The following is an 11888-nucleotide window of genomic DNA, read 5'->3' on the forward strand; positions in this document are numbered from 1 at the left end:
GCCCGCGCCGACCGCTCCCGCGGCGCCCGGCGCGCAGCCGGCCGTGCCGACGATCCAGAGCGTCAACATCGTCGACATCACCGAGCTGCCCAAGGACACCCAGACGCAGGTCAACCAGGTGATCGCCGAGCGCGGCGAGGCCGGGCTGCAGAAACTGCGCAGCTCTATCGACGCGACGCCCAAGGTGAAGTCGGCGCTGGAAGCCAAGGGGCTCACCTCGGCGCAAGTGGTCGCTGCCAGCATGAACACCGGCGGCGCGCTGACCCTGATCACCAAGAAGGCGAGCTGACGACCGGCCGCGGCGGACCGGCACCCGGTCCGCCCACGGCGCCGAAGAGGGAACCATCGCCGGACGGAAGCCGTTTCGTCCCTGTCGCGCTGCACCGCGTCCGGAAGCGACCCCCCTCAGGAGCGAGCCATGGCGATCAACCCCTTCTCCGTTACGAGGCTGAAAAGCGCAGCCGCCGTGGCGCTGCTGCTGGCGGCCGCGCCGCTTGCCGGACTGAACGCGCAAGGGCTCGAAAACAAGGAGACGGTCGACCGCATCGTCGGCTCCGACGTCGAGCAGGAAGAGACCAAGACCACCGCCCAGGCAGGCAAGGTCGCCAGCGCGATCGACCGGACGCGCGAGAACATCGGCGCGGTGCGCAAGACCTCCAAGCTCGACAAGGTCGACATCGTGTTCCTCACCGACGCCGCACGCAGCGAAGGCGGACCGCCGCCGGCGATCGAGAGCAAGATCGAGCAGCACCGGGACGACATCGCGGAGCTGCGCAAGGAGATCGAAGCCAACGCGCTGCTGTTCAACGCCATCGATTCGCGGCGCGTGCAGGCAGAGGACGTCGTCGCCGTCGCGTTCGACGATCCGGGGAAAGTCGTTATCTATGCGGCAGCCAAGCCGCCAGGCTGAGCCGGACGCGCGGAATGGACCGACAGCTCCAGGCGCCAACGGCCTCACAGCTTGCCCATCACCTTCTGCTGAAAACCGTAGACTTCGCGTTTTCCCCCGAGCGGCACCAGCGTGACGTCGCGCTCCTGCCCCGGCTCGAAGCGGATCGCCGTGCCGGCGGCGATATCGAGGCGCATGCCCCTGGCGGCCTCGCGGTCGAATTTCAACCCTTCATTGGTCTCGAAGAAATGATAGTGGCTGCCGACCTGGATCGGCCGATCGCCGCTGTTGGCGACTTTCAGCGTCAGCGTCGGCAGGCCCTTGTTGAGCTCGATATCGCCTTTGGTGGTGATGACTTCGCCGGGGATCATTGCCAGCCTCACAGCACGCCGAAGACGAGGCCGACGCCGACGGCCGCGCAAGCGGCACCGGCGGCGCGGGCAAGGCCGCGGAAGCGCATGCCAAGCCCACGCGCGGCGGCAATGCCGGTGGCGTGGAGCAGCGCGGTAGCGCCGGCAAAGCCCGCCATGTATTCCAGTCCGCCAGCGTTTTCGGGAACTTCAGTGCCATGGGCGTGGCCATGGAACAGCGCGAACAGGCCGATGATGGCGACACCGGCCGAAACAGGCAGGTCAACCGCAAGTGCCACCAGCAGGCCAAGCGCCACGACAGAGGCAAGAATGCCCGGCTCGACGAACGGTACCGGCACCTGCAGCATGCCGAGCGCGCCGCCAGCCAGCATGACGCCGACGAAGGCCAGCGGCCATGCCCATATCGCCTTGCCGCCCTTGAGCGCCGCCCAGCGCCCGACCGCGACCATCGCGGTCATGTGGTCGAGGCCGGACAGCGGATGCATGGAGCCGGCAGTGAAGGACGAGGTCGTGCCGACGCCGACATGGGCATAGGCGGGCATCGCCGCTGCCAGCAGTAGCATGGCGGCCAGCGTGGTGCGTTTCGTCGAAGCTGAGATCATTACTATGCCTTCTTTTTGGACGGTCAGGCGGCCACGCGGGGGCCGCAGCCCTCGGCCTTGAGCACGCGTTTGATGGAAGCCGGGTATTTCTTCAGCATGGCCGCCGGCCGGATCGGCCGCGCCGTAAAATTGCCGCCGCAGTTCGGGCAGACGCCGCCGAGCACGTTTCCAGCGCAATCGGCGCAGAAGGTGCATTCGAAGGTGCAGATCAATACATCCGTCCCCTCCGGCGGCAGGTCCTTGTCGCAGCATTCGCAGTTCGGGCGCAGCTCCAGCATCTTTTCCTCCTCAGCGTATCGGCTCGTGCACGGTCACCAGCTTGGTGCCGTCGGGAAACGTCGCCTCCACCTGCACGTCGTGGATCATCTCGGCGATGCCATCCATCACCTGCGCGCGGGTGACGACATGGGCGCCGGCCTCCATCAGCTCGGCGACCGGGCGGCCGTCGCGGGCCCCTTCGACGACGAAGTCGGTGATTAAAGCGATCGCCTCCGGGTGGTTGAGCTTGACGCCGCGCTCCAGCCGCTTGCGCGCCACGATCGCCGCCATGGCGATGAGCAGCTTGTCCTTTTCCCTCGGCGTCAGGTTCATGCGTCTTCCCGGATTGGCGTATTCAGCTTCAGAGTGACCATAATTTGGGCAGGCCGGCCCGTCCGTTGAGCAATTCGACAAGCGGAACCAGCCGCTTGCGGAGCCGGTAGCCGTCCTCGGCGAACAGCCTCGCAAGAAGCTTGCCAGATTGGTTGACGGTCCAGACGCTGGCGCCGCCCGCATCGCCGATGATGGCGCGCGCCGGATCGAGAAAGGCCTCCGCCCGCGGCGAGACCATCAGCAGTGTCGCGACCGCGGCGGCGCCGCCGGCGACGGCCGGGCGGCCGAGCGCAGCCGCTATGTCCGGCCCTATGCGGAAATCCTCGGCGTGGACGAGAGCGCCCTCCTGGCGGACACGCCAGCGGTCATGGAAGCTGCCTTCCGTCGTCCTTTCGCCCATGGCCAGGCGGCCGAACACGGTGGGCTCCAGCAACAGCGCCTCGGCGCCGGCGGCAAGCTCGACGTCGAGGCTGCGGGCGAAAGCCGCGCGGTCGAAGACGATGGTTTCCTGCGGCAGCCAGGCGAGGCTGCCGCCTGCGCCGACATTCAGCTCGACCCGCATTTCGGCACGGTCGGAGGCAGCTCGATAGACCTTCTCGCAGGCCTGGGTGGTGATCGAGGCAGAGGCACCGGCGCCGACGTCGACCTGCCAGGCAAGGCGGTCGCCACCGGTCAGGCCGCCGGCGGTGTTGATCAGCACGGCTTCCAGCGGGTCGACCGAGACGGCCGGCATGCGGATCTTGGCCGAGCCGTCCTGGTAAAGACGCTCGAGCCGCGTGCGGCCGTCCTTCCTGCCGCAGAAAAGCCTGGCTCGCCCGGCAACACGCTGTGCAGTCGGCGCTGAAGTCGAGAGAGTTGCCATCATGTCCATGCCGCCAACGTTAAGCACTCCGGCGGCTTTGTCGATATATAGCTTGTTGCTTGACAGCGTTTCGGTTTCTATAGAGGGAGCCACCTTGGAACGGTCATGCAACGTCTGACGGAGCATGAAGCGACGACGACGATGCGAATCCGGGGATAAAAGGGGCGCTGATCGATTGGCGTCGGGAAACGACAGAGTGGGGAAGAGACCGAATGGCTGATCAGCTGGCGACGGACATCATCGCGAAGATCAAGGCTCATGCCGAGCCCGGCGGCGAAGAGATCACCACCAACACCGAATTGACCGCGCTGGGCATCCATTCACTGGAACTGACCGAGATCATCTTCGATCTCGAGGAAGAGTATGGCATCGAGATCGAGATGAACACGGTCGATGCCTGGAGCAATCTGAAGAATGTCGGCGACATGGTCGAGGCGGTTCGCGCGCTGATCGCGAAAAAAGCCTGACCGCATGCTGAAACGCGTCGTCATTACCGGCATCGGCGGACTCTGCGGGCTTGGCACTGATGCCACCGCCATCTGGAGCGAAATGCGCGCCGGCCGCTCGGCGATCGGCCCGATCGACAATCCGCTGCTGCACGATCTGAAGGTCAAGATAGGCTGCGAGATCAAGGAGTTGCCCGAGCACGGCATCGACCGCAAGCAGCTGGTGTCGATGGATCGCTTCAGCCTGCTGGCGGTGATCGCGGCACGCGAAGCCATGCAGCAGTCCGGACTGGCGACGCATGCGGACAATACCTACCGGATGGGCACGATCGTCGGCGTCGGCGTCTGCGGCTTCGAGGCGATCGAGGAAAACTACCGCGCCATCCTGATCGACAAGAAGAACCGTGCCGGCATCTTCACCGTACCGAAGGTGATGCCGGGCGCCGCCTCGGGCCAGGTCAGCATGAATCTTGGGCTGCGCGGGCCGGTCTTCGGCGTCACCTCGGCCTGCTCGTCGGCCAACCACGCGATCGCCACGGCTGTCGACCAGATCCGGCTCGGCCGCGCCGACGTCATGGTCGCCGGCGGCACCGACGCGCCGCTGGTCTGGGGCGTGCTGAAGGGCTGGGAGGCGCTGCGCGTGCTGTCGCCCGAAACCTGCCGGCCGTTCTCGGCCGACCGCCAGGGCCTGGTGCTCGGCGAAGGCGCCGGCATGGCCGTGCTGGAAAGCTATGACCACGCCATGGCGCGCGGCGCCACAATCCTCGCCGAGGTCGCCGGCGCCGGCCTCTCCGCCGACGCCTCCGACATCGTCGCGCCCACCGTCGAGGGTCCGGAAGCGGCGATGCGCTTCTGCCTCGCCGACGCCGGGCTCAATCCCGAGGACATCGACTATCTCAACGCGCACGGCACCGGCACCAAGGCCAACGACCAGATCGAGACGGCGGCAATCAAGCGCGTCTTCGGCGAGCACGCGCGCGCGCTTTCCATATCCTCGACCAAGTCGATGCACGCGCACTGCCTCGGCGCCTCGGGCGGGCTGGAGATGATCGCCTGCGTGATGGCGATCCGCGACGGCATCGTGCCGCCGACGGCGAACTTCCGCGAGGCCGACCCGGATTGCGATCTCGACGTGACGCCCAATGTCGCGCGCGAACGCACGGTGCGCGCCGCGATCAGCAACGGTTTCGCCTTTGGCGGCACCAATGCGGTGCTGGCCTTCAAGGCGGTCTGACGGCCTCTATTTCCGCCAGGGTCATTTCCATCGACGGTCCGGAACCCTCGCTTGCATATTGATCGCGGCGGGCCGCGCGCCTAACTCATGGCGACCCGCCACGACCGCCGTCCGGCCCCATTCCCCGCCCAGGAGCCTTCGATGACCGACCTGTCCGCCTTTCCGATCGCCACGCGCTGGCCGGCCGCCCATCCCGATCGCATCCAGCTCTATTCCTTCCCGACGCCGAACGGGGTGAAGGTGTCGATCACGCTGGAGGAGCTTGGTCTTGCCTACGAGCCGCATGCGGTCAACATCGGCAAGAACGAAAGCTGGACGCCGGAATTCCTGTCGCTCAACCCCAATGGCAAGATCCCGGCGATCATCGATCCGAACGGCCCCGGCGGCAAGCCGATCGGCCTGTTCGAATCCGGCGCCATCCTGCTTTATCTCACTGACAAGACCGGCAAGCTGATCCCCGCCGATCCGATCCGTCGCTACGAGACGATCCAGTGGGTGTTCTTCCAGATGGCCGCGATCGGGCCGATCTTCGGCCAGGTCGGCTTTTTCAACAAATTCGCCGGGCGCGAGATCGCCGACAAGCGGCCGCTGGAGCGCTATCGCGACGAGTCGCGGCGGTTGATCGGCGTGCTCGAAACCAGGCTCAAGGGCCGCAGCTGGATCATGGATGACGACTACACCATCGCCGACATCTCGATGCTCGGCTGGGTGCGCAATTTGATCGGCTTCTACGAGGCGCGCGAACTCGTCGGCTTCGACGATTTTCCGCTCGTGGCGGCATGGCTGGAGCGCGGACTGGCGCGGCCGGCGGTGCAGAGAGGCCTCACCATCCCCGCCAGGGGCTGAAAGGCCGACCCTACTTCGCCTTAGCTTTCGCGCCGCCTCTGCCAATCACCGAAGCCGCGAGCCGCGCTGTGGCGGCCACCGCGCCCGTTGCAATGCTTGCCACGGTGCGGATCGGGCCCGACTTGGCTGCCGCCGGCTTGTGCGACTTCGGCGCCTTCACGGCGGCCTTGTGCACCGCGCCCGGCACCACCTTCTTGGGCGCCGCCTTGCCGAAGGCTGGCTTGGCGTCCTTCGAGCGCTCGGCTATTGCCGGGCCGGCGCCGTTTTTCGCTTGGGTGGCCTTGCGCGGAGCTGCCTTGCCCTTGACGGGTTTTCTTGTGCTGGTAGCCATCGGACGAGTCCTTCAAACGACACAATCAGGATGTCGGCATAACGACCGGAAAGTCTTAAGGTTCCGCTCGGAAATTGCTGCAAATTGAACGAGTTCGCCTTAGCCCGGTTCGCCGATGACGAGATCGGCGACCCGCCGCCGCGCCAGCACGCGATCTATGTTGGGCATGTCGTTGGAGGCGATCCAGGCGCGGGCGTCCTCGTCGGAGCGGCCATGGCCGCGCCAGCGCTCCATCAGGCGGCGCTCGAGCTCGCCCCGCGGCACGTCGACGAAGATGGTAAAATCGAACAGAGGCGCCAGCCGCGACCACGGCTCCTCGTCGAGCAGCAGATAGTTGCCCTCGACCAGGATGAACTTGGTGTCGGCGCCGATGATCTCGGCCGCGGCGCGCGACAGTTCCATGCTGCGGTCGAACACCGGAATGGCAATGTCGGGCTCGCCCGAGCGGATGCGCTTCAGCAGCGTCTCGAAGCCGGCGAAATCGAAGGTTTCCGGCGCGCCCTTGCGCGCGCGCAGACCGCGGCGGTTGAGCACGATGTCGTCAAAGTGGAAGCCGTCCATCGGCACCACTTCGGAAGCGCCTTCCGGCAGCAGTTCATGCAGTCTGCCGGACAGCGTCGACTTGCCGGCGCCGGGCGGGCCGGCGATGGCGACGACGAAGCGCTTGGCCTTGCCGGCGCGCTTGAAGATGGCGGCTGTGATATGGGCGATCTCGGACATCGGCGCCTTTCCGGTAGCGATTTTGGGCCGCATCTTGGCGGCAGTCGGCGGAAATTTCAAACCCGCGCGGGATGCCTGTCGCTCAGGCCGGAACGGACCGGCCGAGGCGCAGGAAATCGCCGTCGAAAGCGATCTCCCGAACCATGCCGTCGGCGCCGGTTATGCGCATGCGGTCGCGCGCGGCCTCGATGTCGCGCGGCGGCTCGCCGCCGGCGAAAGGCACGGCGCCGATGACATGGCGGAAGGAGACGCTGCGGCCTTCGGCAAGCGCAAAGGCGGTGGCGACGCCTTCGCGCTTCAGCCAGTTGTCGCCGAGCGAGGCGGCATGGCCGACCGCGGCGCGGCCGTCCTCGATGCCGAGCACGCCGAGGTGGCGGCCGCTCCACGGCGCGTAGTCGCGGCCGCCATTGCTGAACCACAGCATGGTGACGGGCAGTTCGGCCGGGTTCTTCAGCACCAGCACCAGGTCCCGCTCGGCATGGCGGGCGAGCGCGGTCCAGCCCGGCCCGCCATGATCGGCCTCGACCAGCGTCAGGAAATCCTCCCGCCGGTCCTCCATGCGGTAGTCGGCAAGGTTTGTCGTGCCGCCGGCGGCGGTGGGAAACCGGGTCAGATCGGCCGAGCGGGCGGGGTAGGCAAGCAGGAAACGGCCGCGCGAAGGATCGGGCTCCAGCGGGTCGGCCGGCGTCGCCGCGTAGCGCTTCGGCGAGAAGGCGAGAGCGCCGCCGCCCTGCATTACCGTCATTGGATGGTGGGCGACGGAAATGGCGCCGGCGCCGCCGGAAAAGACATGCTCCTGATAGAGGAAGGGGTGGTTGTCGCGCAGCGTCAGCACCTTGTCGACGCTGGCACCCATGACCTTGCGGCGCAGCCGGAAGCTGGCGCGCCAGCCGTCGGCGATGGCGCTGTCCTCGACCAGGTCCCAGGCGCTGTTGGCCGGCCAGCCATGCAGCGGCGCCTCCTCGACATCGGCGCGCGAAAACGGCGCGCAGAGGAAATCGCCGGAGAGACGCACCGTGCCCTCGGGCAGGTCCTGCGGCAGGCTCTCGCGCGGCGCGCCGACCCAGGGCGCGCGATGCAGCGGCTGCAGGCGGCGGCCGTCGGCCTCGACCGTCATATCGGCGATGTGGCCGACCGCAAGGTCGAGCGAGACCGAGATGCCCCTTGCCTTGATCGTGACCGTATCCATGCCTGTCACCCTCGCGAATCTTTGGCGCCAGCAAAGCCCGCGCGATGCCCGATGCGCAAGCGCTGCGAAAAGCATTTTGCATCAGACGGGAAGTCGGCGCCGCCCCTCATTGCCCTGCCGGGCATTTCTCCCCCGTATAGTGACGGGGAGAAAGGGGCTGGCCGCAGCGGCGGCGCCCTCCTGCAGCGTTGCTGATTGGCGAAAGGGCCGATGAGAGCGCCCCCTCTCCCCGTCACTATACGGGGAGAGGATGCCGGCAGGCAGGTGAGGGGCAGCGCCAACGTTAGAAAGTGGTGCGGGAGGTTGAGGCGCTACAAACGGGCCGCCCCTATTGCCTTTTATACTCCCTGACCGGCGACTTGGTGCCGTCCGTATAGGTCACCTGCACCGACATCGACTTCACGCTGTCGGCGACCTTGAAATAGGGCTGGTAGTCGTAGGGGATGGCGTAGGGATCCTTCTTGTCGCAGGGCGGCATCTTGATCTCCTTGTCGGGCGCGGCGCCGTCCAGGCCGTAGTGAACATCCTTGATGGCGCAGCGGTAGGACAGCATCTGGGTGAAATAGACCAGGCCGTGGTTGCCGCCGGAATCGAAGGCGATCCACGAGGTCCAGAACTGGTCGAGGATCTGCTTGTCGCCTTGCTGCAGCGCCGAGTCCGGATCGAAGCGGATGTCGAACGGCCCGGTCTCGCGGCCCCTGATGTCGAGATATTTGATGCCGATCGTGGTGGCGGCGGTGCTGTCCGGCAGTTCGAAGCTCGGATTGGGCATCGGCTTGCCGGTCCGCTGGTCGTTCATCGCCATCAGGCCAGTGTCGGTGAACGGGCCGCTCTCGCCGAGTCGCCAGGAGATGCCGGTCGCCGCCTCGGGCAGCGAGATGGTGATCGTCCAGCCGGCATTGGAGCGCATCGGGGTCAGCGTCGGGGCGAAGCGCTGCGGGTCGAGCACGTCGCCGACCGCGGCCAGCCGGCTGCGGCTGCGCTCCAGCCAGTCGGCCAATTGGGTCTGGTCGACGAAATATTTGAGCAGCCCGCCTTCCTTCTCGTAGGAGACGAATTTGGTCAGCGCCTCGGCCTCGCTGCGCTTGTCGGACAGCGACTGGCTGCCGAGCCGATCCTCGGAAAACTCCTGCGCCAACAGGAAATAGGCCGGGGCGTAGTCGGGATGGGCCGCGATGAAGGCGTTGAGCTTGTCGAGGCGCTGGGCATCGTCGAACTGTTCGAGATGGACGAGCTTGATCGCCGGCGCCTTGGCCTTGTCGGCAAGCTGGCCGAACACCTCGCGGGCGCCGGCCTTGCCGTCCTGGACCCGGAGCAGCGTGGCGAAGCGCGTGTAGGGATCGACGGCGTCGACATCGAAGTTGGCGAAGGCGAGATAGGATCGCCTGGCGTTCAGCATGTCGCCCGACAATTCGTAGACGCGGGCATTGTGGTAGTACTCGTCGGGCCGCTTGGGGTCGGCGATCGCGCCGCCCTGCGCGGCAAGCGCGGCAAAGCCCTTGGCGATGGTGTCGATGGAAGCTGCGATCTGCTCGGTCGTCGCCTGCAGCTTGTCGGCCTGCGCGGCCGCCTGCTGCTGGCCGGCGGCCAGCGTGTCGGTGGTCTGCTTGACCGCCTCGACGGCTTTCTGCGTCTGCGTGCCTTGTTCGGTCTGCTGTTTCTGGGCCGAGGCAATCTCCTCGGCCTTCTGCGCAACGGTGTCGGTCGACTGCTTGACCGCCTCGACCGTCTTCTGGGTCTCGGCGCCCTGCTCGGTCTGCTGTTTCTCGGCGGCGGCAATCTCCTCGGCCTTCTGCGCAACGGTGTCGGTCGACTGCTTGACCGCCTCGACCGTCTTTTGCGTCTCGGTGACGGTCTTTTCGATCTTGGCGACCTTTTCGGAGACGATGCCCAGCGACTGCTGCAATCCGGCCACCGCCGGCACGAGGGTGGCGATGATGCCGTTTTGCGAATTCGTCTCCTGCTGGACGGCGTAGACGCCGCCGGCGATCGCCGCCGCACTGGTGGCGAAGATCAGCGCCGGCATCGCTTTGGTCGCCAGCACCAGCCTGAGCACGATGGCGACGGCGATGATCGCGGCGGCGATCGCGGCAACCAGTGCGATATAGGCGGCGAACGGCCCCAGCGGGTTGAGCACGTCCGATACCGCGCCGCTGACGAACGCGACGCTGCCCGCCCATTTGCCGGTGCGGCTGAGCGATGCCCGGATAAGAGAAGGCGCGGCCGCGCCGATGTCACCTGTCATGTCGATCCCCCAAACCAATGCCGCACGCATGGTAGCAGCGCGGCCCCGCCGGGAAAACAGGCCAGGAAACGGGCGTTTTCGGGGCGGTAGGGTGTGGGAGGTGTCGCCCGACGAAGCGATAGCGACGAGCTGCAAGGTATGGCGCCGCTCGCGCAGGAATCGCCAATTTGCCGAAGTCGGCGCCGCCCCTCATTGCCCTGCCGGGCATTTCTCCCCGTATAGTGACGGGGAGAAATGGGGCTGGCCGCAGCGTTGGCGCCTTTCTTGCAACGTTGGTGATTGGCGAAAGCGGCGATGAGAGCGCCCCTCGCCCCGTCACTATACGGGGAGAGGGTGCCGGCAGGCAGGTGAGGGGCAGCGCCGGCGTTGATGTCGTTCAGAGCCTGTCGCCCGCCTAAGCTGTTGAGACACCTTGATACCCCCGTTAACCAGTTGGACGCAGCAATCGGCTTAGGCTAGGGTCCGGCCCTCTCAGCAACAGCCGGATCCGACTTGCGCCTGTCCGACACTTTCCCGCTCCTCCAGAAAATGATGATGGCGTTCGCGCTGCTGGCGATGGTCGCCGGGTGCACCACCGTCGCGCCGCCCGACAGTGTATTGGCGGTGCCGGCGCAGCCGCAGCGCTATGCGGCGATCGTCGTCGATGCCCGCAGCGGCAAGCAGCTGTTCGAGGTCAATTCGACGGCACAGCGCTATCCGGCCTCGCTGACCAAGATGATGACGCTCTATCTCCTGTTCGAGGCGCTGGAGAGCGGCCGCATAGCCAAGGAGACGCAGATCCCGGTTTCGGACAATGCCGCCCGGCAGCCGCCGACCAAGCTGCGCTTCCGGCGCGGCGAGACGATCGACGTCGATTCCGCCATCCGGGCGATCGTGGTCAAGTCGGCCAACGACGTGGCGGTGGCGGTCGGCGAATATCTCGGCGGCTCGCAAGACCAGTTCGCCGCCATGATGACCGCCAAGGCGCGAAGCCTCGGCATGACCAGCACCAGCTTCCGCAACGCGTCCGGCTTGCCTGACGACAGCCAGATGACGACGGCGCGCGACATGGCGGTGCTGGGCATGGCGCTCGAGCACCGCTTCCCGCAGCATTTCCACTATTTCTCCGAGAGCGACTTCATGTTCCGCGGCCGGCTGGTGCGCGGCCACAACGACATGCTCGGCCGGGTGCGCGGCGTCGACGGCATCAAGACCGGCTATATCAGGGCCTCCGGCTACAACATCGTCACTTCCTACAATGCCGACGGCCGCCAGCTGATCGTGGTGGTGATGGGCGCCGAGAGCGCGCGCCAGCGCAACGACCATGTCGAGGCGCTGATCCAGCGCAGCCTTTCGCCGATGGCGGCGGAGGCGAAAACGCGGCTGATGTACGCGGGGCAGCAGCCGACGGGGTCGGCGCTTCCGGGGTTGCCGGAACCGTAGAAGCTTTGCAACGCCGGCCCGAGGCGCCCCCCTCTGGTCTGCCGGCCATCTCCCCCACGAGGGCAGGGCTATCGCATATGGGTTAGCGCCTGGATGAGATAGTCGTCGTTCCAGGCGCATTTCTTGATGCGGTGGCTGAT

At 66.6% G+C, this 11888-nt stretch carries 15 protein-coding genes; 6 read left to right on the top strand and 9 right to left on the bottom strand.

The window, feature by feature from the left end; genetic code table 11:
• The coding region (locus EN780_RS16630) for a hypothetical protein (RefSeq protein WP_128274737.1) at positions 1–289 on the top strand (289 nt) is incomplete at its 5' end.
• Between the two features lie 129 nt (positions 290–418).
• A complete protein-coding gene (locus EN780_RS16635; RefSeq protein WP_128274738.1) occupies positions 419–910 on the top strand; it encodes a hypothetical protein in 492 nt (163 codons plus the stop codon).
• A 44-nt stretch (positions 911–954) separates the two neighbouring features.
• Here EN780_RS16635 and EN780_RS16640 read toward each other — a convergent pair whose 3' ends face one another.
• From EN780_RS16640 to EN780_RS16660, 5 genes are read right to left on the bottom strand one after another with little or no spacing between them, the layout of a single operon-like run.
• Complete coding sequence (locus EN780_RS16640; protein WP_128274739.1) at positions 955–1260, bottom strand: urease subunit beta; 306 nt, start codon at positions 1258–1260, stop codon at positions 955–957.
• An 8-nt stretch (positions 1261–1268) separates the two neighbouring features.
• Positions 1269–1862, bottom strand: a complete 594-nt coding sequence (locus EN780_RS16645; protein WP_128274740.1) for a HupE/UreJ family protein — start codon at positions 1860–1862, stop codon at positions 1269–1271.
• A 23-nt stretch (positions 1863–1885) separates the two neighbouring features.
• On the bottom strand, positions 1886–2140 hold the full coding sequence (locus EN780_RS16650) for a DUF1272 domain-containing protein (protein WP_128274741.1): 255 nt from the start codon (positions 2138–2140) through the stop codon (positions 1886–1888).
• 10 nt (positions 2141–2150) lie between these two features.
• Entirely contained in the window at positions 2151–2453 is a 303-nt protein-coding gene (locus tag EN780_RS16655; protein WP_095805092.1) for an urease subunit gamma, read from the bottom strand.
• A 28-nt stretch (positions 2454–2481) separates the two neighbouring features.
• Positions 2482–3318 carry an urease accessory protein UreD gene (locus EN780_RS16660; protein WP_128274742.1) on the bottom strand — a complete coding sequence of 279 codons (837 nt, stop codon included), beginning with the start codon at positions 3316–3318 and terminating at the stop codon, positions 2482–2484.
• 209 nt (positions 3319–3527) lie between these two features.
• On the opposite strand from EN780_RS16660, the gene EN780_RS16665 reads away from it, so the two are divergent.
• The 3 genes from EN780_RS16665 (at position 3528) to EN780_RS16675 (ending at position 5841) form a co-directional block, all read left to right on the top strand.
• Positions 3528–3782 carry an acyl carrier protein gene (locus EN780_RS16665; protein ID WP_006325998.1) on the top strand — a complete coding sequence of 85 codons (255 nt, stop codon included), beginning with the start codon at positions 3528–3530 and terminating at the stop codon, positions 3780–3782.
• 4 nt (positions 3783–3786) lie between these two features.
• Entirely contained in the window at positions 3787–4995 is a 1209-nt protein-coding gene (locus tag EN780_RS16670; RefSeq protein WP_127310192.1) for a beta-ketoacyl-[acyl-carrier-protein] synthase family protein, read from the top strand.
• A gap of 141 nt (positions 4996–5136) precedes the next feature.
• Positions 5137–5841: a glutathione S-transferase N-terminal domain-containing protein gene (locus tag EN780_RS16675; protein ID WP_128274743.1), complete on the top strand. Its 705-nt coding sequence runs from the start codon at positions 5137–5139 to the stop codon at positions 5839–5841.
• 10 nt (positions 5842–5851) lie between these two features.
• On the opposite strand, the gene EN780_RS16680 is transcribed toward EN780_RS16675, so the two are convergent.
• The 4 genes from EN780_RS16680 to EN780_RS16695 form a co-directional block, all read right to left on the bottom strand.
• Positions 5852–6172, bottom strand: a complete 321-nt coding sequence (locus tag EN780_RS16680) for a hypothetical protein (protein WP_127394252.1) — start codon at positions 6170–6172, stop codon at positions 5852–5854.
• 99 nt (positions 6173–6271) lie between these two features.
• A complete protein-coding gene (locus EN780_RS16685) occupies positions 6272–6892 on the bottom strand; it encodes a nucleoside triphosphate hydrolase (RefSeq protein WP_128274744.1) in 621 nt (206 codons plus the stop codon).
• Positions 6893–6974: 82 nt separating this feature from the next.
• A complete protein-coding gene (locus EN780_RS16690) occupies positions 6975–8081 on the bottom strand; it encodes a hypothetical protein (RefSeq protein ID WP_128274745.1) in 1107 nt (368 codons plus the stop codon).
• 328 nt (positions 8082–8409) lie between these two features.
• Positions 8410–10326: a methyl-accepting chemotaxis protein gene (locus tag EN780_RS16695; RefSeq protein WP_128274746.1), complete on the bottom strand. Its 1917-nt coding sequence runs from the start codon at positions 10324–10326 to the stop codon at positions 8410–8412.
• A gap of 534 nt (positions 10327–10860) precedes the next feature.
• On the opposite strand from EN780_RS16695, the gene EN780_RS16705 reads away from it, so the two are divergent.
• Complete coding sequence (locus EN780_RS16705) at positions 10861–11748, top strand: D-alanyl-D-alanine carboxypeptidase family protein (RefSeq protein WP_245493557.1); 888 nt, start codon at positions 10861–10863, stop codon at positions 11746–11748.
• Positions 11749–11888: the final 140 nt, after the last annotated feature.

Source organism: Mesorhizobium sp. M4B.F.Ca.ET.089.01.1.1, assembly GCF_004022605.1.
GTDB classification, from domain to species: domain Bacteria; phylum Pseudomonadota; class Alphaproteobacteria; order Rhizobiales; family Rhizobiaceae; genus Mesorhizobium; species Mesorhizobium abyssinicae.

Bases quoted from the DNA above. Each gene is read 5' to 3' on its own strand.
- EN780_RS16635 (WP_128274738.1), top strand. From the start codon at position 419: ATGGCGATCAACCCCTTCTCCGTTACGAGGCTGAAAAGCGCAGCCGCC.
- EN780_RS16640 (WP_128274739.1), bottom strand. From the start codon at position 1,260: ATGATCCCCGGCGAAGTCATCACCACCAAAGGCGATATCGAGCTCAAC.
- EN780_RS16645 (WP_128274740.1), bottom strand. From the start codon at position 1,862: ATGATCTCAGCTTCGACGAAACGCACCACGCTGGCCGCCATGCTACTG.
- EN780_RS16650 (WP_128274741.1), bottom strand. From the start codon at position 2,140: ATGCTGGAGCTGCGCCCGAACTGCGAATGCTGCGACAAGGACCTGCCG.
- EN780_RS16655 (WP_095805092.1), bottom strand. From the start codon at position 2,453: ATGAACCTGACGCCGAGGGAAAAGGACAAGCTGCTCATCGCCATGGCG.
- EN780_RS16660 (WP_128274742.1), bottom strand. From the start codon at position 3,318: ATGATGGCAACTCTCTCGACTTCAGCGCCGACTGCACAGCGTGTTGCC.
- EN780_RS16665 (WP_006325998.1), top strand. From the start codon at position 3,528: ATGGCTGATCAGCTGGCGACGGACATCATCGCGAAGATCAAGGCTCAT.
- EN780_RS16670 (WP_127310192.1), top strand. From the start codon at position 3,787: ATGCTGAAACGCGTCGTCATTACCGGCATCGGCGGACTCTGCGGGCTT.
- EN780_RS16675 (WP_128274743.1), top strand. From the start codon at position 5,137: ATGACCGACCTGTCCGCCTTTCCGATCGCCACGCGCTGGCCGGCCGCC.
- EN780_RS16680 (WP_127394252.1), bottom strand. From the start codon at position 6,172: ATGGCTACCAGCACAAGAAAACCCGTCAAGGGCAAGGCAGCTCCGCGC.
- EN780_RS16685 (WP_128274744.1), bottom strand. From the start codon at position 6,892: ATGTCCGAGATCGCCCATATCACAGCCGCCATCTTCAAGCGCGCCGGC.
- EN780_RS16690 (WP_128274745.1), bottom strand. From the start codon at position 8,081: ATGGATACGGTCACGATCAAGGCAAGGGGCATCTCGGTCTCGCTCGAC.
- EN780_RS16695 (WP_128274746.1), bottom strand. From the start codon at position 10,326: ATGACAGGTGACATCGGCGCGGCCGCGCCTTCTCTTATCCGGGCATCG.
- EN780_RS16705 (WP_245493557.1), top strand. From the start codon at position 10,861: ATGGCGTTCGCGCTGCTGGCGATGGTCGCCGGGTGCACCACCGTCGCG.